Consider the following 25975-nt stretch of genomic DNA (forward strand, 5'->3'; position numbering starts at 1 on the left):
AAGGCTATACATTCGCCGTCCGCATTTGCCTGGTGAATGAGCGATGCCGTTGATCGCATTTCCGATCTTGCACAAGACCGTCGCTCGATAACAGCACTACCTACGGATCCCCCTCAAACTTCTGAGGTTTTGTTTTATGTCTGCCTGGAAATTGTCCGAAACCGACTTCGGGATAGTCAGTCTCCCCGCCGGCACTCCGCCCGCGATTTCCATATTCTGGCGGATATCGCCTTTTTTTGCCTCCTCGTCCAATCGCTTCTCTTCATAAGCCAAGCCTGCGAGCACCGGCGTTTTGAGGATTTCAACCGATCTGCTAATGCCAGTGCCTACTACATAACCTTTAAGCAAACCACTGGCATCTGGCCTCTTGGCTGTGCCTTCGGCTGTCCCTCTGGCTGAGCCCTTGGCTGAGCCCTTGGCTGAGCCCTTGGCTGAGCCCTTGGCTGAGCCTTCGGCTGTCCCCTTGGCTACCCCCTTGGCTACCCCCTTGGCTCCGAGTCTGGCCGTGGGTCCACCGACGCAACCCACCGCTGCCCCGGCCATGTTTATGCCAGCTAATTTTAGCGCGAGTGACATGTCGCCACCGGTTAGTTTGGTGTCGATAAGCTTTGCTGCCTGCGCTTCGCTCTCAAGTGCCACTGCTACCGCGTCGGCAGCCTCGCCGATCACGGGGATAAAGTTGAGTGAACTGATTGCGACCGAGGCCCAATCCAGGATCTGAGAGTCCAACTTGAGGAACTCATGCAATCCCTTGCCGAAGGTACCGATGTCCTTTTTTTTCTGTTTGATCTCGGGTTGATCGGCTTTGCCCATCGACATGTCCGCGGCAGCACTCTTCTGGTCGGGCGATGTGGCCGCGTGCGTGGGCGATTTCTGCACTGTCTTGTTGGCCGCCGTCATATGATCGTAGAACTGCTGAAAATCCTTCTGGCTGATTTTGCCCGAGTCGACAACGTGGCCACCGCCGAAGAAGCTGTGGGGCTTCTTGTAGCCAGTGATCGAGTTGTTCAATAAGCCGAACAGCAGCGGGTCGCCCTGTAGTTGTTTGGCTGCGTCGCGAACTGCGGGGTCGGCTTTTTTGTCTTTGACGATCTTGTCGAGTTTGTCGCGTGTCACCTCTTTGCCGTCACCGAAGAATGCGTCTTGGTGCTTGTTGACGGTATCGAGCGTCTTCAGTTCGGGCGCGGTCAGATTCATCGACGATGAGGATTTCTGCAGGAAATCCACAGTGCTCATCGACTCCTTGTCGCCAGCGAGCGCTTTCCACTTGTCCGGGTGCTCACGAAAATACTGTGCAGCAGCGATCACCTGCGGCGGGGACTTCTTGGTCTTGCTGTCGCCTTCGACTATGTCTTTGAACGCGTCCTGGCTTAAATCCTTCGGCAGATAGTCCGAGTAGCGATAGAGTTCGCGCATCGCATCGCTTTCGGTCATGACCGTTGGCTCGGTCTTGTCCGGGCTGTCCGACGCCACATAGTTTTGCGTGTAGCCCTTGGCTTTCTTGGTGCCATACTCCGCCACCTGCGAGTGGCTGGCCGAGAACTTGGTGAGATCGCCTGCCTTGATCTTGCCGCCACACTTGCCATCGCCCTGCGAGCCGATGGCGAAGAACAGGCGCGGATTTTTTTGTAGTTCTGTCAATGCTTTCTTCAGATCCGGCGGTGTCGCGGGATCGTTGATTTTGGCATCGAGATCGGTCCAGGCGATCGGGAGCTTGTCCTTGTGACGATCGAGCGTGGTGACGGTCTCCAATTCATTCTGGGTGAGCGTTCCGCCGTTCCAGGTGACCGATGAGCCGTCCACAGCGGGAGGCGGGGTCGATCCCTTCAACTTTTCCGGATTGTAGGTCGCGTTCTTGCCGCCCAACGCTGTCACCTGCGAATGGCGGTCGGCAAAGTCATAGAGATTAGCGGCGATGAGCTTGCCGTTGCACTTGCCTTGGTCGTCTCCGTGGTGCTTACCGTGCCCCTGAGCCGCAATGGCGAAGAACAGGCCAGGATCTTTCTGCAGGCCTTGCAGCGCTTTTTTCAGGTCGGGCGGGGTGGCCGGATCGTTGATCTTTTCGTCGAGCTTGGCGAACTCGATCGGCATATTGTCTCGATGCTGATTGAGCGTGGAGACGATCTCAAGCTGGGACTGATTGAGCGTGCCGCCGTCCCAGGTCACCGAAGAGCCTTCCGCAGCGGGAGGCGGGGTCGATCCCTTGATCTTTTCGGGATTGAACTCGGCGTTTTTCCCGCCTAGATCAGTGACCTGCTGATGATTGTCGGCAAAATCCCAGAGGTCCTTGGCCTTGATCTTGCCGCCGCATTTGCCGTCGCCCTGTGAGCCGATGGCAAAGAACAGACGCGGGTCTTGCTTCAATCCTTGCAGCGCGCTCTTCAGATCGGGAGGTGTGGAGGGATTGTTGATCTTTTCATCGAGCTTGGCGAACTCGATCGGCATCTGATCCTTATGCTGGTTCAGTGTCGAAACGATCCGAAGCTCAGGCGGGGTAAGCGTGCCACCGTCCCAGGTAACCGAGGAACCCTCCACAGCGGGTGGGGCGTCAGACCCCTTGATGTCCTTGGGGTCGAACGGGCTCTGCAGTGCCGGCCAGGAGCCGTGCTCATCGCTCGGCTGAGTGGCTGGTGCCTCATTGCTCGGCTGAGTGGCCGGTGCTTCATTGCTCGGCTGAGCGGCTGGTGCGTTGCCGTAGTTGGCCGCGATCAAGCGGTAAATCTGCTGGAGAAAGAGGGCGTCGATCGCCACTAAAATGTTGGATTCATCCAGGGAGGAACCAGACTGCTGCAACTCCGGGGACGGCGAACCATCTGTTGGAGTGGTCAGAAACAGACCTGTATTGCCTCTGTTGGAAAGCGTGTTAAGCGACATATAGGCAGCCTCGCGGTGACAGAGCAGCGGCGTATAAGTGGGTGCTCATACGGCCGCACGGGCATCTCTTATGCGGCCAGCGTAATTTCGCCAATCCGACCGTTGGGTGCGTGTACCAACGAACTATTTTGGCGAAAAAAACGCAAAAACTGACTCGCCCCACACGTTATTTTTCATGTTGGTGAAGCGATTGCCACTAGCTCCGAAAGCGCTGACAGTGCATGGATATAAGTCTCGTATTCGCACCAGGTCTTCTCGTTATGCCCGCCGGTGATGGGCGATGTAAGGTCCTTAGTCGTCCCTGAAAAATCCCCTTCAAGCGTCAAGTGCCGTCGGTGACAGCGGCACGGCGCTCAAGGATGACCATCCCATCGCCCGCATCCAGGCACGCAAAAACGCGATCCAGCGCAGCAGCCAGCGCAGCAGCCAGCGCAGGTTGTAGCCGGCGGCGCAGCCGAGCACGTGCAGCGCATCGCCTTGGGCACCTTTCAGCCTACAGCGACGCAACCTGCAGTCGTCTTTCAGATGTCCGATCACCGGCTCCACCGCCTGCCGTCGCTTGATCCAGCGCCATTGCCGTCGCGTCAGCGTCTTGGCCTTGTGCACCTTTCAGCCTGCAGCGACGCAAATCGCCACCGTCGGTTCTACGCTCACATCCTGCAGCAACCCGCGTGTCTACTCCAGCTGCTCGGCCAAGGTATCGCCGTCGTACGGGTTGCCCGGGAAGCTGCGCGCACCCACGACCAATCCCTTGCAGGCGGTGACCGCAATGCCGACCTTGACGCCGAATTCGTACGCTTGACGCGCCTTGCCCTTGCCGATGCATTCCACTTCCGGGGCATGCAATGCGTAGAGTTTTTGTTTGTCCTTCGGACGCTGCGTGTACAGCCGTTGCGCACGTTCCAGCCAGACAGCGATGCGCTCGCGCACGCCGGTGTTTACCTGATCGAGTTTGCGTTGGATGTCGCGCACGAGCCGTCCCAGCACTGTGCGTTGACGTCGCAGCACGCGCCGCATCCGCTTGAACTGGCGCGCATGCGCATACCGACCTGCCTTGCGGCTCAGGGCCGGGCCTTGCCGCGCGTAGCTCTGCCGCAATCCGATGCCGTGCCGCTTGGCCAGTAACATCAGCTTCTTGCGTGCCACCTCCAGCAAACGGCTGTCGGTCGGATAGGCGATCGCCTTTTCCTGCACCGTGGTGTCCACGATCACCCGCGGCAACTCGCGTGCGTCCACCGCCTGCATCGCATGCGCGGCGTTGATGGTGTGCGCCAACAGCTCTTCCATCCCGGCCTCACCCAGGCGCTACCGCCAGCGCGTCAGCGAGCTGGCATCGCACGGCAAGCGCGTCTGGAACACGACCTCACCGGTGAAGAACTGCCAGTACGGACTCTCCAGCCAGCGCTCGCACACCGCTTCATCGGACAGGTCGTAGGCGTGTTTGAGGTAGAGCAAACCGGCAATCAGCCGCACCGGCAATGCCGGCCGACCGCCACCGGCCTGGGTGGCCGGCAAGCGCGATGAAAGTGCTTGCTCCAACGCCGTCCACGGCATCCGTTGGCTCAGCCGCGCCAGCGGATGACGCAGATCGATCTGGTTCTCCAGCCACGAACGAAACAACTCGTCGGCGGGTCTGTCTTCGGCAGCGGGACGGCGTGTACGCATGGGCGGAAATTGCAAGAAACCAGCCTTCAGCGTAGCGAACACTGGTAGTTCTGGCACGCCGGTGCAGACATCAAGGCCTTGCGGTCGTTGGGTGGTTGGGGTTTTTCAGGGGCGACTAGCGAGGCACGAGCGGGAACGCCTGCGGCGTAGACGCCAACTCCATGCACTTCTCGCGTAGCTCACGTACAAAGGACAGCGCCCGATGCGGGTTGTCTTGGGCGATGTAATCGCCAATGCGTTCAAGGTCGTCTTCGGCGTCCGCCGACAATTGCACAATCATGCGGGCGTTAGCCGGCTTGCGCGCGGTACTTCGCTTCAAGGCGGTCAAACACTTCTTCGGCAGGCTTTGTCCGCCCAGCCTCGACATCGGCCAACCCACGAGCGATTGAGGCATCCGGCGCTGCAAGCCGGGTTTCCCGGTCTTGGATCAGGCGCCCCCCTTCGCGCAGCACCTCGCTTTTTGAGCCATAGCGGCCCAAGGCAACGAGTTTCGCTACATAGTGTTCAAGCTGTTGGCCGAGGTCCGCGCTGATCATGAGATTCACCTTCGCTGGGAGGCTGTATCAGTATAGTCGCTTTGATAACTGTTATCAACGTGGCCCCAGCCCTTGCAGTTGGCCGCCTTTGAGGGCTTTGGTCTTCGATGTCAAATCGGTGGTCGTAGCGCGCCGCGGAGCGGCGTAAGAAGCGGGGAGGCTGGGGCGGTGGGCGAAGTGTGGGCAGGCGGGCGGGCGGCGCTTGCGCCGTCCATCGCCGTCCCCGGCCTGTCCACACGGTGCCGCGTAGCGGCATCGTCCACGGGCCCGGCCGGGGCTAGGAGGGGCGGTTATCCCCAGAATCCAGCGGACAACTACCGGATTACGTACAGGAGCTTCTACATACAGGTTTAGGGGAGTGGCGATTTCACGCGCTCTGGTGCGGATGCACAGTGGCGATATCACTCATCGGGGAGTGGTGATTTCACTCGGATAAGTCATTGTATTCACATGGTTTTCCACAGCATCGCATCAGTTGGTCGATTGATCATCCGCTTCGATCAAGGCAAGAACGGCTTCGACGTGCTTGCGGGCCATTGCCGGGCCGGCATCTAGCCCGTGCCCGATGAGGGCCAGTCGCGTCCCAAGCTCAAGGAACACATAGCTCGCGATTGGGACGGGAATGCGCAGCCCTTCCCGCATGTGTCGTTCGGTGATCTCCATCAGCTCATTGCGCATGATGTTCGTCCATTCCTGGACCTGAGCGAATGAAGGTGCTTCGTCGTGATCACTGGCCATATCAGATAGGGAGGTCAAAGCGTGGAGCAACGGGAGGCGGCGACTTCCTCAGTAGCAAGCCGCCGGCGACGAGATTAACGTTTGCTTTCGGGTACCGCTTCATCACCTTGGAAAGTGCTTCGCGAAATTCTTTTTTGAAGTTACTGCTGTCCTTATATTCCTGGCCGAACTGCGCCTTGATAGCTGGCCATGGCAGCATGTAAGGCCGGTTGCTCTCGATCCTGTAAAGACGATGAGTCAGCCACGTATAGATGTCCATCGCCAATGCCGATCCTTGGAGCGCCAAATAGTCGCGCATATCGATGGGGACACCGAGAGTTCGCAGCGAATCGTAGTAGTCTGTTGTCAAGACAACTACGCCGGGCCATGCAGATCGTTGCAGGCTTTCGTGCGTTAGCCAAGTATCGAAGTGGCCTACAGGCTGTCCATTGAACGTGCGTCCTTTGTAGCCGAGTTGTAGCCGGCATGCGGCGAGGGCGTGCATCTGTGTCCGTAATGCACGGTAGCGATGGCCATCACGGTCCATACCAAGATGCTCCAAGAAATTATTGGCGCTGCGGCCGATGGGAACTTCGCGGGTATTGTGTCGCAGCGCATAGCTGGTCATATGCACCAGTAACAGCCGAGACAATGATCCGTAAGGGATGGCTTGCAGAACAGGGCCGTCCCCGAGATCGGCATAGCCTGATTGTGCAATGAGCCATGCATCGCCGCTGGTGCGCTTGAAGACAGTGCCTTGCACTCGTTTTCGCGGGAGCCCCACATGCGAAAAGACGGCATGCACGCATGCAAAATCGTCGCCGGTTGGAGAATCGCAATCGATCAAGATCGATCGTTCCAGTTCCGCTATGCGTGGTCGGCGCCGGAGGTATGTTTTCTTATGTTTGGAGATGCCTTGAACTATGGATTGTTCGATCTGTTCGGCATCCCGCGACTCCTGCTCGTCTTGATGCCATTCGGCATCAAGACGGCCGTTGAGTTTCCGAGGGTCGAATTTCGACCGATCTTTCGCGCGTTCGAGGAAGCGCTCAACGTGCGCCGTGACTTGCTCAGCGCTAAAAGGGGTGCTCATGTGGCATCCCCTTTTCCTTGGCTGGCTGCCCAGCGCTGACGTTCCAATTGCTCCCTTTTGGTTGGGCGGCCTCGACCTCGTCGCTTTGGGGGAGGAAAGACTGGGGTTGTTGCTGCAAGCCACTGCGCAACATCGTCTTCGTACCAAACGAGCCTAAGAGAGCCGGGCAGTTTGTACGGCGGAGGGATTAGGTGCCGGTAGCTATCGCGTCGGCTGACAAAAGTCCGGATGGTGCTGGGAGTCTTGCCGATCAGCGGCGCCAGGTCTTCGATGTAGAGCAGGCGGAGAGAGGGCTTTTGGCTTAGCGTTGAACGCTCGAACAGTGTGTCGCTCGTCTCTGGGAGATGAGGTGCAGACATGGGCAAGGGCCTCGTGCGCGAGCCGCCGAAGCGGCTCGAACAGCGATCTGCAATGAGGATGAGTGCAGGCTAGTTGGGACCCGGGAGCAGCGAAGGATGCTCACAACACGTACTGGTCCGACAACACTGTGATCAGTCAAGTCCCGACCAGCCTAGCCGGGAACTGTGCTTGAAGTGTCGCGCTATCGCTTGGTTGCGCGAGGGACTTGCTGACGCATCCTTCATTTCCGCCGGGCGAGGGCCACCAACCCACATCGCCACGCCAGCCACACAGTCTGATTCTTCATGAGTAATCTACGGACTCCTTAGAGCCTGTTCACGATCTTTTGAGTAGAAGCGCCAAGAAGGCCAGATGGATGAACTGCAAGCTGGTGTTGAGTTTGCGCTCGCAGTTCTTCCACAGCCTTCGGTTTTTCTCCAGCCAGGCAAAACTGCGCTCGACGATCCAGCGCTTGGGCATGACCTTGAAGGTGTGCAGTTCGCTGCGCTTGGCAATCTGCACCGTGAGCTGCTCGCCTAGAATCTCTCGCACGCCTTCGGCAAACGGTACTCCGGTGTAACCACTGTCGCACAGCAGGCTTTGTACATGCGTCAAGTTTGACTGACAGCGCTCCAGCGCCCGCAGCGCACCTTTGCGGTCGGTCACCTCCGCCGTCGTCACCGCGATGGCATGGAGCAACCCCTGGGTATCAACAGTGATATGCCGCTTGATGCCCGACACCTTTTTGCCCGCGTCATATCCCTTTTGCCCGGCTGTGTCCGTGTTCTTGACGCTCTGCGCGTCCACGATCAAGAACCTGCTGAAGATGTTGCGCTCCTGTTTCTGGCGGGCCACGCCAACCTGATTTTTTGAGCGCCCGCTCCAGCAGGCTCACTCCTTCATCGTCGCACTCGCTCCACTTGGCAAAGTACGAGTGCACGGTCCGCCACTTCGGAAAGTCGCTGGGTAGCGCTCGCCATTGGCAACCGGTTCGCAGCACGTACAACACTGCGCACCACACCTCATACATATCCACTCGGCGTGGTTTGGTGCGCTTGCGCGCTTGTTCTAGGATCGGGAGGATGTGTTCGAAACGCTCCCGGCTCATGTCGCTCGGATAGGTTTTTTGGCGCATCCGCAGAGTCTGCACCAATCAGGAAAGATCGTGAACAGGTTCTTACGCGCAGGTCAAGTGTCAGTGCCTTGCAAGTCAAGGGGTTAGCTTTCGGGAGGCGAGACATTCGCGAGACATCCAGAAGGTAAAAATACTCATTTCTGCTCATATATGAGCGATTGTGAGTAAAGATGGATGGATAGTAAAAAGGCCCGAAAAACCTTATATCAAGGGACTTCCGGGCCTTTTGCCGTACATCAATTGGTCGGGGAGACAGGATTCGAACCTGCGACCTCTACGTCCCGAACGTAGCGCTCTACCAGACTGAGCTACACCCCGAAGGAGCCAACCATGATACATGCTGAATGAGGAATCGGCAAGCATCTTGCGAATTTATTTTACTGACGTGGGAGACCTCGAAGCGCATTGCGACGGCAATGCATGCGGGCGCTACCTTCGCAGTGGGCGAGCTCAGTACGCGTTGTGAGATGACGCCGATGACAACGCGAACAGGATCAGAAGCATCTTGACCGCGATGACCAGCAGCGTGGTGTAGAGCGCGGTGAAGCCAAGCAGCGTCCACGATCTCGTGCAGCTCCAAGCCCGATGCAGCGTAGACGGCAGCACGCGCGGCACCGTGTCCATGGCGGCTTGCGCGATCTGTTCCAGCGTTGCATTCCCGATATCGTCGCGGTAACGCTTGAGCAGCAGGCCGTGGCCCAGATCCTGCCAGTGCGCGTCGAAGACCTTGCGTGCCTCGGCTCGTCCTTGTCTGCGCGGATGCATTGCAATGCGCCGTAGGCGATCTGACCGCTGCGTATGCGGTGCTCGGCACGCCCGACCAGTTCCAAAATGCCGGGAATCAGCTCATCCAGCGAACGCGTAGCGATCAAGCCAGTGGCGATCGTGATCCACAGCGCCGACAAGTTGCTGCCCGGTGCACGAGCCAGGTGGTGACCAGATGCGCCACCTTGGTCAGGCGGTTCCAGCCCAGCAAGAACAGGCCCAGGAAGGTCGCTTCTAGGAAGAACGCTATTCGCCTTCGTCGCCGGCGCCAGTGGTGTACCGACGATATCGCCGGCGTAGTCGCTGTAGTACGAGCAGTGCATGCCGAACTCGAAGTCCATGACGATGCCGGTGCTGACACCCATGGCAAAGTTGATGCCGAACAGCACGCCCCAGAGCATGGTCAGCCGCTAGGGAACCTCTGAACAACGCACTTCAAATGCGCGACACTACACACCTACGTTGAGGAGTCATCCATGCAACTGACGTTCGGTGACGCTGAAGGTTTGGGCAAGCGCAAGCAGACTCGCCGCGAGATCTTCCTGGCCGAGATGGAGCAGGTGGTTCCGTGGAGGCATTTGCTCGGACTGATCGCGCCGCACTATCCGGTGTCGGGGCGGCCTGGTCGACAGCCGTACGCACTGGCGACGATGTTGCGGATTCATTTGCAGCAGCAGTGGTATGCGTTGAGCGATCCGGCGATGGAAGAAGCGTTGCACCAGATCCCGACCTTGCGCCGTTTTGCCCGGCTCGGCGGTTTGGACAATGTTCCCGACGAGACCACGATTCTCAACTTTCGCCGCGTGCTGGAAACCCATGGCCTTGCAGCGCGGATGCTGGAGGCCGTCAACGCGGATCTGGTGCGCAAGGGTCAGAGCCTGCGGTCCGGCACGATCGTCGATGCAACCCTGATCGCTGCGCCCAGTTCGACCAAGAACACCGACCGCGCGCACGACCCTGAAATGCATCAGACCAAGAAAGGCAATCAGTGGTATTTCGGGATGAAGGCACACATCGGCGTGGATGAGTTTTCCGGGCTGGTGCACTACGTCCGTTGTACGGCTGCCAATGTGGCCGATGTCACGGTGACCCACGCATTGCTGCACGGCAAAGAAGACAGTGTGTTCGGCGACAGCGGCTACACCGGTGCGGACAAACGCGAAGAACTGCAGACCTGCAAGGCTGGTTTTTTCATTACCGCCAAGCGTTCGACGATTCAAGCCATTGGCAACAAACGCGAGCGCCGCCAGGAAGAACGTTGGGAATACTTCAAAGCAAGTGTGCGTGCGAAGGTGGAGCATCCATTCCGCGTGATCAAACGCCAGTTTGGCTACACCAAGGTCCGCTATCGCGGCTTGGCCAAGAACACCGCGCATGTGCTGACCCTGTTCGCACTATCCAATCTGTGGATGGTGCGCCGGCAGTTGCTGCCGGCCAGGGGATAATGCTGTCTGGCGCCAGCCAACGCCGCAAGAAACCGTAGAAATCGTATCGTACGCATCAACTCTGTGCGCTATTGGCACGCAGCAGGCTCGAATTTTAGAGGTCTGGTGCGTTGTTCAGACCTTCCCTAGATCTGCTTGCCGGTCATTACGTAGACGCTTTTCATGATGCCGAGCAGGAACGACAAGTCCATGGTGAGCGGCGTAAAGATGAAGTGGTACATCGCGACGACTGCGAACTGCAGCCGCGACAGTTAACAACTGATACGCCCAGGGTTTCCTAGACATCTCAAGGCCATGGAAAATGGTCAATTTCGGAGGTGTCTATGAGCAGCAAGCGGTATACGGATGAATTCAAGATCGAGGCGGTCCGGCAAGTGACCGATCGTGGTTTCAAGGTGGCAGAAGTCGCGGAGCGACTAGGTGTCACCACGCACAGCCTCTACGCCTGGCTGCGCAAGTTCGGCAAGCCTGGCGTGGTGCAGCGCGCCGAGGTGGACCAGAGCGCCGAGGTTCGGCGGCTGAAGGCAGAGTTGCGTCGAGTGACCGAGGAGCGCGACATCCTAAAAAAGGCCGCCGCGTACTTTGCCAAGGGGTAAGGGCAAAGTACGCCTTCATGCAAGCCCACTGTGGGGAATTCAGGGTGTGTGCGATGTGCCGGGTATTGCGGGTCAACCGGTCGGGCTATTACGCCTGGTTGTGCTCGCCCAACAGTGAGCGCGCCAAGGAAGATGAGCGCTTGCTTGGACTGATCAAGCACCACTGACTGGCCAACGGCAGTGTCTATGGGCATCGCAAGATCACCAGGGATCTGCGCGATCTGGGTGAGCGTTGCAGTCGCCATCGGGTGTATCGGCTGATGCGCACCGAGGGACTGCGTGCCCAGGTGGGCTATGGTCGCAAACCGCGCCTCCATGGAGGAATGCAGTGCAAGGCGGCGGCCAACCTGCTTGACCGACAGTTCGACGTGACTGAGCCGGACACGGCCTGGGCGAGCGATTTCACCTTCATCCGCACGCATGAAGGTTGGATGTACCTGGCTGTTGTGATCGATCTGTTTTCCCGGCAGGTCGTCGGCTGGGCGATGCGCGATCGGGCCGACACCGAGTTGGTCGTGCAGGCCTTGTTGTCTGCGGTGTGGCGGCGCAAACCCAACGCTGGTTGCAAGGACGCCGCTCGCGCCGAGGTATTCGACTACATCGAGATGTTCTACAACCCCAACCGCCGCCACGGTTCAACTGGCGACCTGTCCCCTGTAGAGTTTGAACGGCGCTACGCGCAACGAGGGTCTTGAGTGTCTACGGAACCCTGGGCGTATCAATCGCTTGGCAACGGATGATCACCGCCGCAATCAAGGAAGGCGTTATCACTGCCGAGGAGCGCTTCTCGATGCACGGACTCAAGCATCGCGGCATCACCTGACACGCATGGGACGCCGGCACACAAACAGCAAGCCGCCGGACATGTCACGCCTGCGACAATCAACCGATACGATCATGAGCTCCACGTGGTGCCGCCCCCTCAGCTGACCGAAAAGAAGAGCTGGCGCTAGCCTGTCAGCGAGCAGTGGAACACCGCGCGGCTCGCTATTTTTCCCACGAATTTTTCCACTGGCAACAAAAAAAAAGGGCTCGCGAAATTCGCAAGCCCTTGATTTTTATGGCGCCCGAAGTTGGACTCGAACCAACGACCCCCTGATTAACAGTCAAGTGCTCTAACCGGCTGAGCTATTCGGGCAAGGGAGACGAATTATAGGGAGTGGTTCGCTGCTCTGCAACCCCTACCTGACCAATTTTCAAACCGGACACGGCTGGGGCGTTGTCAGCAGCCGGGACCTAGGTCGGCCCGATGCGCTGACGATCACTTGGCCCCTGAGGTCACCGCGACTGCAGATATGGAAGGTCAGGTTGCTGCCTAGTACTCTGCCAAGTGAGCCATAGCGTACCTGCGCGCGCCCTGCGGTTGTATGGATCTTGAGTTCTGACGAGGTCCTCTGGGAGCTGGTCGAGATGACATCGTCGCTCTTGTCCGGTCTTCTATTGCCGTCTGTATCTGAATAGATGAGCCAGCCGTCAGTCCAGTCGCTTCCAGTGATGCAGTCCGATGCTGAAGAGCTTGGACACACGGCGACGGGAGCCCCTCGCGTGATGGATGCTGAGCGCGCGATTGCAAGGGTGGACGTAAGCTCGAACATGATCGCTCGCACGTGATTCGCTTGGCGAAGCTCAGCAAAGGACGGCCAAGCAATGGCAGTGAGTAGCGCAAGCAAAGCTGTGGTCACCAGGATCTCTATCAAGCTGATCCCCGAGTGATGATACGTCCCGTCCATGTTGTTCGGTGCCCCGTTCTGTGAAGTTGAAGCTTCACGTAAGTCCGTAGGCCCGACGATCAGTTCGTTGCCGGCAGTGGGGTAGGGGAACCACGAACATAGCCATCATCCAGCCTCGCTATACTGGCAAGTCGCCTGTAGGTAGCGACTCCATGACCGACCGTTTTCAGCTAGTCTCCCCATACGCTCCAGCCGGTGATCAGCCGGCGGCCATCGACAAGTTGGTGGCCAACTTCGAGGCCGGCCTGGCAAAGCAGACCTTGTTGGGCGTGACCGGTTCGGGCAAGACCTACACCATCGCCAATGTGGTTCAGCAGGTGCAGAAGCCGACGCTGGTGATGGCGCCAAACAAAACGCTGGCGGCGCAGCTGTACGGCGAGTTCAAGTCGTTCTTTCCGCACAACGCGGTGGAGTATTTCGTCAGCTATTACGACTACTACCAACCCGAAGCCTATGTGCCGTCGTCGGACACCTTCATTGAGAAGGACAGTTCGATCAACGAGCACATCGAGCAGATGCGGCTGTCGGCGACCAAGACCTTGCTGTCGCGGCGCGATTCGCTGGTCGTGGCCACGGTATCGGCGATCTATGGCTTGGGTGCGCCTGAGGACTATCTGTCGCTGCGTTTGATCCTTTCGGTCGGCGAGCACATCGATCAGCGTCAACTGATCCGCCATTTGACCGATCTGCAGTACACGCGCAACGAATTCGAGCTGACGCGTGGCGCGTTCCGCGTGCGTGGCGAAGTGCTGGATGTGTTTCCGGCCGAGTCGGATACCGAGGCGTTACGTATCGAGTTATTCGATGGCGACATTGAGCGGCTAACCTTGTTTGATCCGCTCACTGGTGAGACATTGCGTAAGCTGCAGCGCTACACCGTGTACCCGAAGACGCACTACGCGACTACGCGCGAGCGCACGCTAAGCGCGGTGGACACGATCAAGGAAGAGCTGAAGGAGCGGCTGGAGCAGTTGTATTCGCAGAACAAGCTGGTCGAGGCGCAGCGCTTGGCGCAGCGCACTCAATTCGATCTGGAAATGATGGCCGAAGTCGGTTTCTGCAACGGCATCGAAAACTACTCGCGTCACCTCACCGGCAAGGCGCCTGGCGAGCCGCCGCCGACGTTGTTCGATTACTTGCCGCCGGATGCATTGCTGGTCATCGACGAGTCGCACGTGACCATTCCGCAGATCGGTGCCATGTACAAGGGCGACCGCTCGCGCAAGGAAACGCTGGTAGAGTTCGGCTTTCGTCTACCTTCGGCATTGGACAACCGCCCGTTGCGTTTTGAGGAGTGGGAGGCGCGTTCGCCGCGCAGCATTTATGTGTCGGCGACGCCTGGGCCTTACGAGTTGCGCGAATCTGCCGGCGAGATTACGGAACTGGTGGTGCGTCCGACCGGATTGATCGATCCGGTAGTAGAGATCCGTCCAGTAGGCACGCAGGTCGACGACTTGATGTCCGAGATCCACGAGCGCATCAATCTCGGCGATCGTGTGTTGGTGACTACGCTGACCAAACGCATGTCCGAAAATCTCACCGAGTACCTGGGCGAGCACGGTATTCGCGTGCGTTACTTGCACTCCGATATCGACACCGTCGAGCGCGTGGAAATCATCCGCGACCTGCGCCTTGGCAAGTTCGATGTGCTGGTCGGCATCAACCTATTGCGTGAAGGTCTGGATATGCCGGAAGTGTCGCTAGTAGCGATCCTCGATGCGGACAAGGAAGGATTTCTCCGTTCGACCGGCTCGCTGATCCAGACCATCGGTCGTGCCGCGCGCAACCTGCGCGGCAAGGCCATTTTGTATGCCGACAAGATGACGAGTTCGATGCAAGCCGCAATCGATGAAACTGATCGCCGCCGTGAGAAGCAGGTCGAATACAACCTGGAACATGGCATCACACCGAAATCGGTGGTGCGCTCGATCTCCGACATCATGGAAGGCGCGCGCGAGGATGCGGCGGAGAAGAAGGCCGGCAAGGGACGTTCGAAGTCGCGCCAGGTGGCCGAAGATGCTCCCGACTACCGCGCCATGAAACCGGCAGAGATTGCTGGCAAGCTGAAGAGCCTGGAGCAGAAGATGTACCAGCACGCCAAGGATCTGGAGTTCGAGGCGGCGGCGCAGATCCGTGACCAGATCCAGAAGTTGAAGGCAGCGAGCTTGGGGTAGGGCACGTCACCATGCTGGTGCAGCGAAGGCTTGTGGCCGACGAAAACCTGCGCTACAATTCGCGCCCTGCATAGCGCAACGCTGGCGCAAGAAGCGGGCGGTTAGCTCAGCGGTAGAGCACTACCTTGACATGGTAGGGGTCACAGGTTCGAACCCTGTACCGCCCACCACTTTAAGTCCAGATAGCACAGCGACTTGAGTGGTTTTAACAGAATCATTTTATCTTGCAGCTGACTCAATATGGCATCAGCCCACATGTGAATGTCGTTGTTGCATGTTGTGGTCAATTCTCATTAGCTCTCAGCACCTCTGGCTTCAGCAGCAAGGCACACTTCCAATGTGGGTAGGGTGGCCAGCTTGTGGTGCCGTCTCACGGGAGGCATGGTCCACCCAAATCAGTACGTCTTAAAAGGTGGGCGATGGACGAGTATCAGCACACCGTGCTGACCAGGGTGGGCTGTAAGGTGTATGCGCCCGACGCAGTTGTGGCCCATGCCGTCGTGACGGATGCTGGGGCACGGATAACGCCAGACCTTTCTTCGAATCAAGCCAAAGTCTGGATCGACTCGCTCGTTGAAAGCGAAAGCGGTGGAGGCGAGTCCGAACCTAAAACTATCGCGATCGCCATAGCAGTGGCGGTGCTCGTCGGATACGTCCTGTCCGGATATCTGGCGCTGCTGTTGTAGCGGCGCGAAACTGGTGTGTACGCGTAGCCAGCTACTACCGCTACTTCAGCGCACCTGGGCTGCCAAAAGTTTCGCCTTATGCGACGAAGATCAAGATGTCCAGGTGCTTGGATTCGGTTTGCCGACATTTGTATAGGCCATCACAGTTGTTCTCATGGTGAAGATCCGGTGAAATGCGACAAGATCTGCTACTTATGAAGATCGGTATCCCACCGTGCAGCTGCTTCCCAAGACAGAAGTGAAAACGTTTCCTATAAAATAGTGACGGGCATTGCAAAAAAAGATATCAAGAGGCGCTGGTAATTCTTGACTCATGAGTCCGTTACGGGCACAGTTGCCTGGAATTCGCGTAATGTTGATTTTTTGTTAAGGACACGGCGCCGGGCAGGGTCGTATAGGAATTAAGGCTATGGATAGTGCTTCTGCGTATTCATTTTCACCGGTTGCGCGTCTGCGCGATGCTGACTGGCCTGTTTTGGCTAGCTCCGGCTTACACGCGCCCTCAAATGGTTTGTCAAAAGCACATCCCCTCCGTCACCTGCAGGTGATCGGGGCCGTAGTGCTGTCCGTCTTAAGCCCGAAATTTCATGAGTTGGAGAAGTCCAGAGTGAATCCGATGTATGTGTCCAAGCTGTCGCTGGTCTTGGTAGTCGCTGTGATGGTTGGCGCCTGCGCGACCAAGCCTGCTCCCGACTTTGGTGGACGTTGGAAGCACGTCAATCACTTTAACGAAGCCCCCACCGAAATTCCGCTCTACACCTCCTACACGTATCAGGCCACGCAGATGGACGGCACGCTGAAGACCATGCTGGAACGGTGGGCCGCGGATTCCAACATGCAGCTGTCCTACAACTTGCCGTCGGATTACACCCTGATCACCCCTGTCTCCAATATCAGTACTACCAGCGTGCAGCAAGCTGCCACCGAGCTGAGCGCGGTATATGCAGCTCAAGGTATTTCGGTGTCCGTCTCTGCTAACAAGCTGCTGGTACAGCCGGTGCCTGTGTCGTCCGGAGCCAAGCTCTAAGGGCTGACTGCTGATTTGATGCTCTCAAGCATTTGGTCGGCGAATCAGCTCAAGCTCCCATGTGTCCGCGCTCGTCGCGGCAATAGTTTCGGGCCTGACAAGGCCCCACGGTGACGGATCTAGACATGTTGCGTAAGAAGGTCAGTGAAAAGGACGGTTCTGCCCAGGTGGGCGCGGCCGTCCAGAAAGCGGTGAACTACGAGGTCAGCATTGCCGACCTCGCACGCCGCAGCGAAAAGCGTGCATGGATCGTGGCGATCGTTTCCATGCTCATTACCGTCATGACGGCGGGTGGCTACTACTACATGTTGCCGCTGAAGGAGAAGGTTCCGTATCTGGTGATGGCCGATGCATATTCCGGCACCAGCACCATCGCCAAGCTCGAAGCGAATTATGGCGGACGCACCATCAGTACCAGCGAGGCATTGGCGCGCAGCAATATCGCGCGTTTCATCCTGGCGCGCGAATCATTTGATGCGTCCACGATCCGTGATCGTGATTGGAACACTGTTGCCGCGATGGCAGCCACGAATGTGCTTGCCGAGTATCGCTCGCTGTACGCCGGCAATAATCCAATGAGACCTTTCAACACGTATGGAACGTTGCGTGCGATCCGTATCAATATCCTCAGTATCACCCTTATCGGTGGCGAGGGTAAGGCGTACACCGGTGCGACGGTACGTTTTCAGCGGAATGTCTACGACAAGAGCTCCACTGTAACCACGCTCCTGGACAATAAAATTGCGACGATGGGGTTTACCTACCAGGACAACCTTGAGATGAGTGACAGTCTCAGGGTGGAAAATCCCCTGGGTTTCCGGGTGACCGATTATCGCGTCGATAATGACTATTCGGTCTTGCCTGCAGCGCCTTCCTCGATCAGCACGCCGCCGCAGGCCGCCGCATACCAGCAGCAGATGACTCCAGGCATGGTCGATCCGAATGTAGCTGGCGCTGCACCGCAGGCCGGTGTCCCGGTACAACAGGGTATGCCGGTGGCTCCAGGTAGTGCGCCGGTGCAACAGGTGCAGCCTGGATATTCTGGCCAGGCGCAGCATGCCGGCCGAACTAAAGCTCAGCCCACGATCCAACCCCAAGGGATGCCGAACAATGTCAATGGAGCAAGCGGTCGATGAAACCCTCTAACCCCTACAGGGCGGCATTGGCTGCAGCATTGCCACTCGTATTGTGCGCATTCTCGGCCTCCGCTCAGGTCGTACAGGAATATGAGTACGCACCTGATCGTATCTATCAGGTGCGTACCGGTCTGGGTATCACAACCCAGATTGAGCTCAGTCCGAATGAAAAAATTCTCGATTACAGTACGGGTTTCACCGGAGGCTGGGAGCTCACGCGTCGTGAGAATGTCTTTTATTTGAAGCCGAAGAATGTCGACGTCGACACGAATATGATGATTCGTACGGCCACGCACTCCTATATTCTTGAGCTCAAGGTTGTTGCGACCGACTGGCAACGCCTGGAGCAGGCGAAGCAAGCGGGCGTGCAGTACAAAGTCGTATTTAGTTATCCAAAGGATACGAGTTTCAATAACGTCGAGGATGCAGCTGCTGCCAAGAATGGTCCCCTGTTGAATGCCAAGATTCTCAAGGATCGACGCTACTACTACGACTATGATTACGCGACGCGGACCAAGAAGTCCTGGTTGATTCCGAGTCGGGTCTATGATGACGGTAAGTTCACTTATATCAATATGGATTTAACGCGATTCCCCACGGGCAACTTCCCGGCGGTTTTTGCTCGGGAGAAGGAGCATAGCGAGGATTTTCTCGTAAATACGACCGTTGAGGGTAATACCTTGATCGTGCATGGAACTTACCCTTTCCTGGTAGTTCGTCATGGCGATAATGTCGTCGGTCTGCGAAGGAACAAGCAAAAGTGAACTCGAACATTCCAAACAGCCCTGATGAGCGCTCCCACGACAACCGAGGGGACGAACGCTCGACTAACGAGCACGACGAGCGCAGTAATCCCTACTTTGCACGTCAGCAGGCGGCTGCGGAGCCGGATCTCGATGCGAACGAGCCTGTACTGCGATCCAGCGATATCAAGCGGTTGAACCGGAAGGCATTGGTTTTTCTCGCGCTGATCGCCGGTGTATTGCTTTTGGCTATTTTTTGGTTGGCAAATCACGACTCTGGCGACTCAGCACCGGTCAAGCCGCGTGCCGAGACGGTCGTCGCACCGGCGCTTCCGCAGAATATGGCTGATCCCGTGGAGCCGGCTCCGGTGCCTCTGGCGCAGCAGCCGAATTTGCCGCCGTTGCCGCCCATGCCTACCGGTGACAGCGATAGCACGGCTTCCGCCCCGGAGCGTCCGCGCGGCCCGACCTTGTTGGAGCGCCGCATTCTGGCCGAGCAGTCCGCCGAGGCTGGTGGTTCTGGTGTTCCCGGCATGCCGGGCCAGCTTGGTGCACAGCCTGCTGCCCAAGAACAGGAGCAGGTAACGTTGGCCAAGCCAATCAGCAATCCTGACGGTTTGCTCGTGCGTGGCACCTACATTCGTTGCATTCTGGAGACGCGGATCGTTTCCGATTTCGGCGGCTACACGTCCTGCATCGTTACCGAACCGGTTTACTCGATCAACGGTCACAACCTTCTATTGCCGAAGGGCTCCAAAATGCTGGGTCAGTATGGTGCTGGTGAGCCAACGACCCGGCGTCTGCAAGTTGTCTGGGATCGAGTGACCACGCCCACAGGGCTCGATGTCACTCTGGTCGGCCCAGGCATTGACACGCTCGGCGGCGCTGGTCATCCGGGCCAATACAACGCCCACTTGGGAAACAAGATCGCTTCGGCGTTGTTCATTAGCCTCTTGAGCGATGCTTTCAAATACGCGGCTGCAGAGTATGGTCCTGAAACGACCACGATTGGCGTAGGCTCCGGGACCATCACGCAGCAACCATTTGAGAGCAACACCGCACAGAGCATGCAGCAGCTCGCCCAGCAGGCTGTGGAAAAATCCGGGCGTCGCCCTGCAACGCTGACGATCAATCAAGGGACAGTCTTGAACGTTTACGTCGCAAAAGATGTCGATTTCTCGGCGGTGCTACCCAAGTGAGCGCGACGACTGCCATGACAATCGACGATTCCCCGACTGCGCGGATCTCGAATGATTTCCTGGATTATCAGTACTCTGTGCTGGGAATCCTGGACTATCTGAATTCTCCCGAAGTCACAGAAATCTGTATCAATCGTCCTGGCGAGCTCTATCTGGAAACGATCACCGGTTGGCAGCGCATGGAGGTGCCGTCGCTGACCTTTGATCGGGCCAGGCAATTCTGCACCGCGGTCGTCAACGAAAGTAATACCGGGCAGCGCATCACCGATGCCGATCCGGTGGTCTCGCTGACCTTTCCCACCGGCCAACGTGCGCAGTTCGTCATTCCGCCTGCGTGCGATGCCGGTAAGATCTCGATCACGATTCGCCTGCCGTCCAAGCACACCAAGACGCTTGAGCAATACACCCGCGACGGGTTTTTCGACCAAGTGCTTGAGCAGGCTGCCGATGTCAGCGACCACGATCGCGAACTGCTTGAGTTGCGTCGCAATAAGGATTACTCGGAATTCTTCAAAAAATCGGTGCTTTATAAGAAGAATGTGGTGGTGGCTGGTGCGACCGGTAGCGGCAAGACCACCTTCATGAAAGCCCTTGTCAATCATATTCCGAACGAGGAACGCCTGGTCACCATCGAAGATGCCAGAGAGCTATTCATCAGCCAGCCCAATTCGGTGCACCTGCTTTACTCGAAAGGCGGCCAGAGTGCGAGTAATGTGACTGCCAAGACTTGTATGGAAGCTTGTCTGCGTATGAAGCCGGATCGGATCATCCTCGCCGAGTTGCGTGGCGATGAATCGTTTTACTTTATTCGCAACTGCGCGTCTGGCCATCCCGGTTCGATCACCAGCTGCCACGCCGGCAGCGTTGATCAAACCTGGGATCAAATGGCGCTGATGGTGAAGGCTTCCAATGAAGGTTCCGGCTTGGAGTTTGAGGTGATCAAGCGGCTATTGCGCATGACCATCGATATCGTGGTGCATATCAAGGCGCATGCCGGGCGCCGCTTTATCACCGGGATCGATTTTGATCCGGCAAGAACTCTGCGTGGCGGCTGACCAGCCGCCAATGATTGACGTTGATCTGATTTTTAAGGAGACCGCTATGCTGCCTGGCATGGAATTGATGGGGTGCACTGGACTTGCCGTTCCCGGCGAGGTCATGCAGCACGTCGTCCGCGTGGAGTCCTCGCGCAATCCGTACGCCATCGGTGTGGTCGGCGGTCGGCTGGTGCGTGAGCCGCACGGGCTGGAAGAAGCGGTTGCTACGGCCAAGATGCTGGAGCAGAAGGGCTACAATTTCTCGCTGGGACTTGGTCAGGTCAATCGCTACAACCTGCAAAAATACGGGCTGACCAGTTACGAAATGGCATTCGCCAGGTGTCCCAACCTGGTGGCTGCATCCAGAATTCTGGCCGAGTGTCACTCGCGGTCCGGCGCCAACTGGGGCAAGACTTTTAGCTGCTATTACTCGGGTAATTTCGAGACCGGCTTCAAGAACGGTTATGTCCAGAAGATCTATGCCTCCATTCGTCAGTCGGTGGCATCTTCGGGGGCTGAGCCCATCGCCTTGGTTCCGAATCGACCAATCAAGATACGTGTCGAAAATCCCATGCGGCAGGCAGCCGCCGAGCTGGCCGATGCGATCGTGGCGCGTCGGATTCGGGACCTGGCGAGCCCGGGGCGCACAGAGGCTTCACAGCAAGGCTCTATGCTTCCGTCTCTTGCGCCAGCAACGCTGCCGCCCCTGGCATCCCCGGCCCTTTCATCCGACGACGAGCTGTATGTCGTCAAGGCAATAGGGCAAGGACGCGGGGTCGCCGTTCCTGCTGCAGGGCAAAAAAATCCAGATGCCGGTAATCAGGCATCAGGTGTTGTGCAGACGCCGCGGCCAGCGCCTGTCACTCAGCCAACAGACACGGCTTTTGTTTTTTAGGATGCAAAACTGCCAAGGATATGGCTGCTAGATCCCCCCTGTTCTCAAGGAGTTAGACATGAAATTTGAAATCGACAAGAAAATGGCTGCCGATGCCAAGATGATCGGGACTCAAGCGATGAAGGCATTGCTCTTCACATCGTTGCTGTTGGTTGCAGGTGCTGCGGGTGCGGCCGACGAAGGTATTGAATTGACCAAAGGCAAAATGTGTGGCTTCCTGACAGGTGTGGAGAAGCTGCTGAATATTGGATCAGCCGTGGTGGTGACAATCGCAGTGATCGTTGCCGGCTACCAGATCGCCTTCGCGCACAAGCGTATTTCCGAGGTTTCCCCAATCCTTATCGGCGGTGTCCTGATCGGTGCAGCTAGTCAGATTGCAGCCATGGTGATCGGCGGTAGTGAAAGCAACGATACTTGCCGAGAGGCTGCCATGACGCTGCTGAATTTCACTCAGTATTATGCATAAAGACGTGCTCTTCCGTGGGTGCACCCGTCCGGCGATGTTTTTGGGAGTGCCCTATATCCCATTCTTCATCGGCGCGGGCGGTGGCCTGCTGTTGGGGATGTACATCAATCTTTGGTATCTACTGACGATTCCCGTCATCATCTTCGTCATGCAGCAGATGGCCAAGCGGGATGAGATGATTTTCAGATTACTGGGTTTGCGCTGGTTGTTCCGTATGCGTGTTCGGAATGCCCAGCGTTATTCGGGAATGTGGGTGTTTAGTCCCAACGAATATCGAAAGAATCCCCCGAAAAATCGTCAGTGAGCAAGTGAAAGTCTACCAACCCCACGCGCGCAAACCGCGTGGGGCTGGTGTTTGGCACGACAATATTGGTGTGATGCTTCCTTCTTAAAATGGTAAGACCATGTTCAGCCCAGATAGTCCGATCAGCGAATTTATCTCCGTTTCGACCCATGTCGCGCCGTCCGTTCTCAAAACGACTGATGGCGACTATCTGCTGATCTGGCATCTGGCGGGTCTGCCCTTCGTCGGACGCGATGAGATCGAACTTGAGCAGCGGCATAACACGTTCAACCGTCTGGTACAGACCCTGCGTGCGCCGGATTTCGCCAACGTGGCGTTTTGGGTGCACGATGTCCGTCGTCGTCGCAGGATCGGCAACTCCAGCCGTTTCAATCAGTCGTTCAACCAGACGCTGTCCGATGCGTATTACGCGTCGTTGTCGTCGCAGAAAATCATGCAGAACGAGCTGTATTTCAGCATGATTTATCGCCCGGTGGTCACTGGACGTCGATTGATGGAAAAGTCTGGCGATCCAGACAAGATTCGGATCGAAGAAGAGCAGGCGATCGCCAAGGTGATCGAGTTGGCCACCAACGTGGAGGCCGTGCTGAAGGATTATTCCCCCTATCGACTTGGCATGTACGAAGCCAAGAATGGCATTGTGTTTTCGGAGGCGCTTGAGTTTCTCGGCTATCTACTCAATCGCATCGACGAGCCGGTGCCGGTGCTGCAGGCGCCGGTTCCGGCGTATTTGCCTGTCAGCAAGCATATGTTTGCCAACAAGACCGGGGATTTTGTCATCCGCACGCCGGATGGGATCAATCATTTCGGCGCGATCCTCAACGTCAAGGAATACGCCGATGGGACCTATCCAGGCATTCTTAATGGTCTGAAGTATCTGGACTTCGAGTATGTGGTCACCCATTCCTTCAGCCCGGTCGGTCGCCACGACGCGCTGAAGGTGCTGGAGCGCACCAAAGGCATGATGATTTCCTCGGGCGACAAGTCCTCCAGCCAGATCCGCGACCTGGACCTGGCAATGGACGATGTGGCGTCGGGCAACTTCGTACTGGGCGAGTATCACTTCACCCTAGCAGTGTATGCCGACAGCCAGGACAAACTTGCCAGGCAGATCGCGACCACGCGTGCGGAGCTGTCCAACGCCGGTTTCGTGTCCTCCAAGGAAGACCTGGCGATCGCCTCCTCGTTCTATGCGCAGCTGCCGGGCAACTGGCGCTTCCGGACGCGCCTCGCCAACCTGAGTTCGCTCAACTTTTTGGGGCTGTCGCCGTTGCACAACTTCGCGCAGGGCAAGCAGTACAACAATCCGTGGGGGGAGTGCGTCACCACGCTGCAGACCACCAATGGTCAACCGTATTACTTCAACTTCCACGCCACGCACCCGGCGGAGAATTCGTTGGGCGAGAAGGCGATCGGCAACACGATGGTGATCGGCAAGTCCGGTACCGGCAAGACCGCGCTGATCAACTTTCTGTTGAGTCAGGTGCAGAAGTTCGACCCGGTTCCGACGATCTTCTTCTTCGACAAGGACCGTGGCGCGGAGATCTTCGTACGCGCCTGCGGCGGCAATTATCTGGCACTGGAAAACGGCGCACCGACCGGCTTCAACCCATTCCAGTGCGAGCGCAACGAGGCCAACACGCAGTTTCTGTCCGAGCTGATCAAGGTGCTGGGCGGCAAGGCCGATTACAGCTCGCGCGAGGAAGAAGACATCTACCGTGCAGTGGAAGGCATGCTGGACACGCCGATGCACTTGCGCAGCATGAGCAACTTTCGCAAGAGCCTGCCCAACATGGGCGACGACGGGCTGTATGCACGGCTGCGTCGCTGGACCGCCGGCAACTCGCTGGGCTGGGTGTTCGACAACCCGGTGGACACGATCGATCTGCAAAACGCCTCGATCATTGGTTTCGACTACACCGATGTGATCGACAACGCCGAAGTGCGGGTGCCGGTGATCAATTATCTGCTGCACCGGTTGGAAGCGCTGATCGACGGGCGTCCGCTGATCTATGTGATGGACGAATTCTGGAAGATCCTGGACGGCAAGGGCGGCTTGAAGGACTTTGCCAAGAACAAGCAGAAGACCATCCGTAAGCAAAACGGTCTGGGCATCTTTGCCACGCAAAGCCCGGAGGATGCGCTTGCCAGCGACATTGCCGCGGCGCTGATCGAGCAGACGGCCACGATGATCCTGTTGCCCAATCCGAGCGCCAGCCGCAGCGACTATATGGAAGGGCTCAAGCTGACCGATGCGGAGTATCGGGTGGTGGCGTCGTTGGACGAGCGCTCGCGCTGCTTTCTGGTCAAGCAGGGCCACGCCTCGGCGGTGTGCCAGCTCAACCTGCGCGGCATGGACGATGCGCTGTCGGTGATTTCGTCGTCGACCGACAACATCGAGATTCTGCATCAGGTGCTGGCGCGCCAGGCTGGCCAGCTGGGGGTGAGCGTGGAGCAGCTGACCCCGGAGCAGTGGCTGGAGGCGTTCTACGCCAACCGCAAGGGCTCGGGCAAGCGCACCTCGGCCAAGGACAAGGAGGTCGAAGATGCGTAATGCCCGCATCGATCGACAGGTTCACCCGGCAACCCATCCGTTAGTGTCACAGGAGGCGAAGAACACCATGACAACCAGGTTCAGACAGTTTTCTCGAGTATGTGCGGGCCTGGTGCTGCTGTGCCTTGCGGGCGCGGCCAGTGCGCAGTGGGAGGTGGTCGACAAGGCGCTCAATGAAAAGGCCGACGCAATTCGCAAGAACCAGGCGATCAATCATGGCGATGGAGAGCAGTCCAGTGGCGAAGAAGTCGCAAAGCCCAAGGAGAAGCTGGGGAGGATTCCGGACGATCAAGGCGTTGCGGCCTGTGCTGCCACCACCACTGGTACGCCGGTGTCCGGTTCGCAGAAAGAGTCCTGCGAGTTGGTCCAGCGCACGCTCAATGCGCAGTACAACTATGTGGTGGCGATGTATGAGATCACGAATGAGCGGCTGAAGCGGCTGCGCAAGATCGAGAAAAACCGGCAGGAGATCGGCGGGCAGAATATCGGCTTGCTGGAAAGCAACACCAACCAGCTGCTGGCGTTGAAAGCGATGATGGAGATCGACCGGCAGCAGATGGAATCGGCGATGTTCGCCTACGACAAGCGGGTAGCGTATCTGACCGGTCAACAGACGGCCGCGGCCAAGGCGGCGATGGCCGGCAAGGAAGCGCCGAATACGAATAATCGCCCCTTCTGGATTCCAACGTGGGTGCCGGATAACCTGCTGAATCTTGGCCAGACGATCGTGGCGGGTGTGGCGATGGAGGTGGCATTCAAAGCGATCAAATCCAAAAAGCCAGATGGAATGCGAGAACTGGCGATCGACAAGGACTGAGGCGCCTTGACGATGGCGCAAGCGCGTATGCAATGGACTCAA

Annotated in this window: 22 protein-coding genes, 3 tRNA genes and 5 pseudogenes; 16 read left to right on the forward strand and 14 right to left on the reverse strand. The window is 57.7% G+C overall.

The features are described from left to right. Positions 1 to 96: 96 nt before the first annotated feature. The 11 genes and pseudogenes from PD885_RS08135 to PD885_RS22695 form a co-directional block, all read right to left on the reverse strand. Positions 97 to 2874, reverse strand: coding sequence for an HrpF/NolX family T3SS translocon protein (locus PD885_RS08135; protein WP_088056782.1), 2778 nt, complete (start codon positions 2872 to 2874; stop codon positions 97 to 99). 315 nt (positions 2875 to 3189) lie between these two features. Beyond that, a pseudogene (locus PD885_RS08140) lies at positions 3190 to 4539 on the reverse strand (IS5 family transposase). A gap of 115 nt (positions 4540 to 4654) precedes the next feature. Continuing rightward, positions 4655 to 4819, reverse strand: coding sequence for a type II toxin-antitoxin system RelE/ParE family toxin (locus PD885_RS08145; RefSeq protein ID WP_002810061.1), 165 nt, complete (start codon positions 4817 to 4819; stop codon positions 4655 to 4657). Positions 4820 to 4826: 7 nt separating this feature from the next. Further along, a complete protein-coding gene (locus tag PD885_RS08150) occupies positions 4827 to 5075 on the reverse strand; it encodes a type II toxin-antitoxin system ParD family antitoxin (RefSeq protein WP_002810060.1) in 249 nt (82 codons plus the stop codon). A 471-nt stretch (positions 5076 to 5546) separates the two neighbouring features. Further along, positions 5547 to 5753, reverse strand: a complete 207-nt coding sequence (locus PD885_RS08155) for a hypothetical protein (protein ID WP_145954054.1) — start codon at positions 5751 to 5753, stop codon at positions 5547 to 5549. A gap of 61 nt (positions 5754 to 5814) precedes the next feature. Beyond that, complete coding sequence (locus PD885_RS08160; RefSeq protein WP_082244289.1) at positions 5815 to 6885, reverse strand: replication protein RepA; 1071 nt, start codon at positions 6883 to 6885, stop codon at positions 5815 to 5817. Between the two features lie 675 nt (positions 6886 to 7560). Continuing rightward, positions 7561 to 8359, reverse strand: a protein-coding gene (locus PD885_RS08170) for an IS5 family transposase (protein WP_088056783.1) whose coding sequence is annotated in 2 segments (ribosomal slippage) — positions 7561 to 8089 and positions 8088 to 8359 — 801 coding nt in all. Because the reading frame shifts where the segments join, the coding sequence is not laid out codon by codon here. Between the two features lie 241 nt (positions 8360 to 8600). Next, positions 8601 to 8677, reverse strand: a tRNA-Pro gene (locus PD885_RS08175). A gap of 132 nt (positions 8678 to 8809) precedes the next feature. After that, positions 8810 to 9124, reverse strand: coding sequence for a hypothetical protein (locus PD885_RS22685; RefSeq protein WP_002810045.1), 315 nt, complete (start codon positions 9122 to 9124; stop codon positions 8810 to 8812). A gap of 103 nt (positions 9125 to 9227) precedes the next feature. Further along, positions 9228 to 9335, reverse strand: coding sequence for a hypothetical protein (locus PD885_RS22690; RefSeq protein ID WP_386270677.1), 108 nt, complete (start codon positions 9333 to 9335; stop codon positions 9228 to 9230). Then, positions 9292 to 9525, reverse strand: a pseudogene (locus tag PD885_RS22695) (cytochrome ubiquinol oxidase subunit I); the annotation flags it as partial. The pseudogene PD885_RS22695 and the gene PD885_RS22690, both read right to left, overlap by 44 nt. Positions 9526 to 9600: 75 nt before the next feature. Here PD885_RS22695 and PD885_RS08185 point away from each other — a divergent pair. Then, positions 9601 to 10569 (forward strand): IS5 family transposase, encoded by a 969-nt coding sequence (locus PD885_RS08185; RefSeq protein WP_088056784.1) that lies wholly within the window; start codon positions 9601 to 9603, stop codon positions 10567 to 10569. Between the two features lie 128 nt (positions 10570 to 10697). Here the strand turns inward: PD885_RS08185 and PD885_RS08190 are convergent. Continuing rightward, positions 10698 to 10790: pseudogene (locus PD885_RS08190) on the reverse strand (hypothetical protein); the annotation flags it as partial. Between the two features lie 102 nt (positions 10791 to 10892). On the opposite strand from PD885_RS08190, the pseudogene PD885_RS08195 reads away from it, so the two are divergent. Both PD885_RS08195 and PD885_RS08200 read left to right on the forward strand, forming a co-directional pair. Further along, positions 10893 to 11860: pseudogene (locus tag PD885_RS08195) on the forward strand (IS3 family transposase). A gap of 29 nt (positions 11861 to 11889) precedes the next feature. Beyond that, positions 11890 to 12118 (forward strand): annotated as a pseudogene (locus tag PD885_RS08200) (integrase); the annotation flags it as partial. A gap of 108 nt (positions 12119 to 12226) precedes the next feature. On the opposite strand, the gene PD885_RS08205 reads toward PD885_RS08200, so the two are convergent. After that, positions 12227 to 12303: transfer RNA gene (locus tag PD885_RS08205), tRNA-Asn, on the reverse strand. Between the two features lie 58 nt (positions 12304 to 12361). Then, the gene (locus PD885_RS08210; RefSeq protein ID WP_002810034.1) at positions 12362 to 12895 is read right to left on the reverse strand and encodes a GspH/FimT family pseudopilin; all 534 of its coding nucleotides are present in this window, start codon (positions 12893 to 12895) and stop codon (positions 12362 to 12364) included. Between the two features lie 152 nt (positions 12896 to 13047). Here PD885_RS08210 and uvrB point away from each other — a divergent pair, with 152 nt between their 5' ends. From uvrB to PD885_RS08275, 13 genes are all read left to right on the forward strand, one after another. Beyond that, the gene (gene uvrB, locus PD885_RS08215; protein WP_002810028.1) at positions 13048 to 15069 is read left to right on the forward strand and encodes an excinuclease ABC subunit UvrB; all 2022 of its coding nucleotides are present in this window, start codon (positions 13048 to 13050) and stop codon (positions 15067 to 15069) included. Between the two features lie 95 nt (positions 15070 to 15164). Then, a tRNA-Val gene (locus PD885_RS08220) sits at positions 15165 to 15239 on the forward strand. A gap of 249 nt (positions 15240 to 15488) precedes the next feature. Continuing rightward, positions 15489 to 15755, forward strand: coding sequence for a hypothetical protein (locus PD885_RS21995; RefSeq protein ID WP_002810025.1), 267 nt, complete (start codon positions 15489 to 15491; stop codon positions 15753 to 15755). 616 nt (positions 15756 to 16371) lie between these two features. Then, complete coding sequence (locus tag PD885_RS08230) at positions 16372 to 16782, forward strand: TcpQ domain-containing protein (RefSeq protein ID WP_088056786.1); 411 nt, start codon at positions 16372 to 16374, stop codon at positions 16780 to 16782. A gap of 125 nt (positions 16783 to 16907) precedes the next feature. Further along, positions 16908 to 17918: a type IV secretion system protein gene (locus tag PD885_RS08235; protein ID WP_002810020.1), complete on the forward strand. Its 1011-nt coding sequence runs from the start codon at positions 16908 to 16910 to the stop codon at positions 17916 to 17918. Next, positions 17915 to 18682 carry a TrbG/VirB9 family P-type conjugative transfer protein gene (locus tag PD885_RS08240; protein ID WP_088056787.1) on the forward strand — a complete coding sequence of 256 codons (768 nt, stop codon included), beginning with the start codon at positions 17915 to 17917 and terminating at the stop codon, positions 18680 to 18682. The genes PD885_RS08235 and PD885_RS08240 overlap by 4 nt, the downstream gene beginning before the upstream one ends. Further along, positions 18679 to 19860 (forward strand): TraB/TrbI/VirB10 family type IV secretion system protein, encoded by a 1182-nt coding sequence (locus tag PD885_RS08245; protein ID WP_088056788.1) that lies wholly within the window; start codon positions 18679 to 18681, stop codon positions 19858 to 19860. The genes PD885_RS08240 and PD885_RS08245 overlap by 4 nt, the downstream gene beginning before the upstream one ends. A 14-nt stretch (positions 19861 to 19874) precedes the next feature. Further along, positions 19875 to 20915, forward strand: a complete 1041-nt coding sequence (gene virB11 / locus PD885_RS08250) for a P-type DNA transfer ATPase VirB11 (RefSeq protein ID WP_002810007.1) — start codon at positions 19875 to 19877, stop codon at positions 20913 to 20915. Positions 20916 to 20973: 58 nt separating this feature from the next. Then, positions 20974 to 21792 carry a lytic transglycosylase domain-containing protein gene (locus PD885_RS08255; RefSeq protein WP_040762794.1) on the forward strand — a complete coding sequence of 273 codons (819 nt, stop codon included), beginning with the start codon at positions 20974 to 20976 and terminating at the stop codon, positions 21790 to 21792. A 58-nt stretch (positions 21793 to 21850) separates the two neighbouring features. Continuing rightward, a complete protein-coding gene (locus PD885_RS08260) occupies positions 21851 to 22258 on the forward strand; it encodes a TrbC/VirB2 family protein (RefSeq protein WP_002810001.1) in 408 nt (135 codons plus the stop codon). After that, a complete protein-coding gene (locus tag PD885_RS08265; protein ID WP_002809996.1) occupies positions 22251 to 22562 on the forward strand; it encodes a VirB3 family type IV secretion system protein in 312 nt (103 codons plus the stop codon). Before PD885_RS08260 ends, PD885_RS08265 begins: the two co-directional genes overlap by 8 nt. A 100-nt stretch (positions 22563 to 22662) precedes the next feature. Beyond that, complete coding sequence (locus tag PD885_RS08270; RefSeq protein WP_002809993.1) at positions 22663 to 25116, forward strand: VirB4 family type IV secretion/conjugal transfer ATPase; 2454 nt, start codon at positions 22663 to 22665, stop codon at positions 25114 to 25116. Next, on the forward strand, positions 25109 to 25933 hold the full coding sequence (locus tag PD885_RS08275) for a hypothetical protein (RefSeq protein ID WP_231892730.1): 825 nt from the start codon (positions 25109 to 25111) through the stop codon (positions 25931 to 25933). Before PD885_RS08270 ends, PD885_RS08275 begins: the two co-directional genes overlap by 8 nt. The last annotated feature ends 42 nt before the right edge of the window (positions 25934 to 25975 follow it).

It is taken from the genome of Xanthomonas fragariae (assembly GCF_900183975.1).
Classification (GTDB): Bacteria; Pseudomonadota; Gammaproteobacteria; order Xanthomonadales; family Xanthomonadaceae; genus Xanthomonas; species Xanthomonas fragariae.

Coding starts and splice junctions, on each gene's coding strand:
- PD885_RS08135 (WP_088056782.1), bottom strand. CDS start 2,874: ATGTCGCTTAACACGCTTTCCAACAGAGGCAATACAGGTCTGTTTCTG.
- PD885_RS08145 (WP_002810061.1), bottom strand. CDS start 4,819: ATGATTGTGCAATTGTCGGCGGACGCCGAAGACGACCTTGAACGCATT.
- PD885_RS08150 (WP_002810060.1), bottom strand. CDS start 5,075: ATGATCAGCGCGGACCTCGGCCAACAGCTTGAACACTATGTAGCGAAA.
- PD885_RS08155 (WP_145954054.1), bottom strand. CDS start 5,753: ATGCGCAATGAGCTGATGGAGATCACCGAACGACACATGCGGGAAGGG.
- PD885_RS08160 (WP_082244289.1), bottom strand. CDS start 6,885: ATGAGCACCCCTTTTAGCGCTGAGCAAGTCACGGCGCACGTTGAGCGC.
- PD885_RS22685 (WP_002810045.1), bottom strand. CDS start 9,124: ATGCATCCGCGCAGACAAGGACGAGCCGAGGCACGCAAGGTCTTCGAC.
- PD885_RS08185 (WP_088056784.1), top strand. CDS start 9,601: ATGCAACTGACGTTCGGTGACGCTGAAGGTTTGGGCAAGCGCAAGCAG.
- PD885_RS08210 (WP_002810034.1), bottom strand. CDS start 12,895: ATGGACGGGACGTATCATCACTCGGGGATCAGCTTGATAGAGATCCTG.
- uvrB (WP_002810028.1), top strand. CDS start 13,048: ATGACCGACCGTTTTCAGCTAGTCTCCCCATACGCTCCAGCCGGTGAT.
- PD885_RS21995 (WP_002810025.1), top strand. CDS start 15,489: ATGGACGAGTATCAGCACACCGTGCTGACCAGGGTGGGCTGTAAGGTG.
- PD885_RS08230 (WP_088056786.1), top strand. CDS start 16,372: ATGTATGTGTCCAAGCTGTCGCTGGTCTTGGTAGTCGCTGTGATGGTT.
- PD885_RS08235 (WP_002810020.1), top strand. CDS start 16,908: ATGTTGCGTAAGAAGGTCAGTGAAAAGGACGGTTCTGCCCAGGTGGGC.
- PD885_RS08240 (WP_088056787.1), top strand. CDS start 17,915: ATGAAACCCTCTAACCCCTACAGGGCGGCATTGGCTGCAGCATTGCCA.
- virB11 (WP_002810007.1), top strand. CDS start 19,875: ATGACAATCGACGATTCCCCGACTGCGCGGATCTCGAATGATTTCCTG.
- PD885_RS08255 (WP_040762794.1), top strand. CDS start 20,974: ATGGAATTGATGGGGTGCACTGGACTTGCCGTTCCCGGCGAGGTCATG.
- PD885_RS08260 (WP_002810001.1), top strand. CDS start 21,851: ATGAAATTTGAAATCGACAAGAAAATGGCTGCCGATGCCAAGATGATC.
- PD885_RS08265 (WP_002809996.1), top strand. CDS start 22,251: ATGCATAAAGACGTGCTCTTCCGTGGGTGCACCCGTCCGGCGATGTTT.
- PD885_RS08270 (WP_002809993.1), top strand. CDS start 22,663: ATGTTCAGCCCAGATAGTCCGATCAGCGAATTTATCTCCGTTTCGACC.
- PD885_RS08275 (WP_231892730.1), top strand. CDS start 25,109: ATGCGTAATGCCCGCATCGATCGACAGGTTCACCCGGCAACCCATCCG.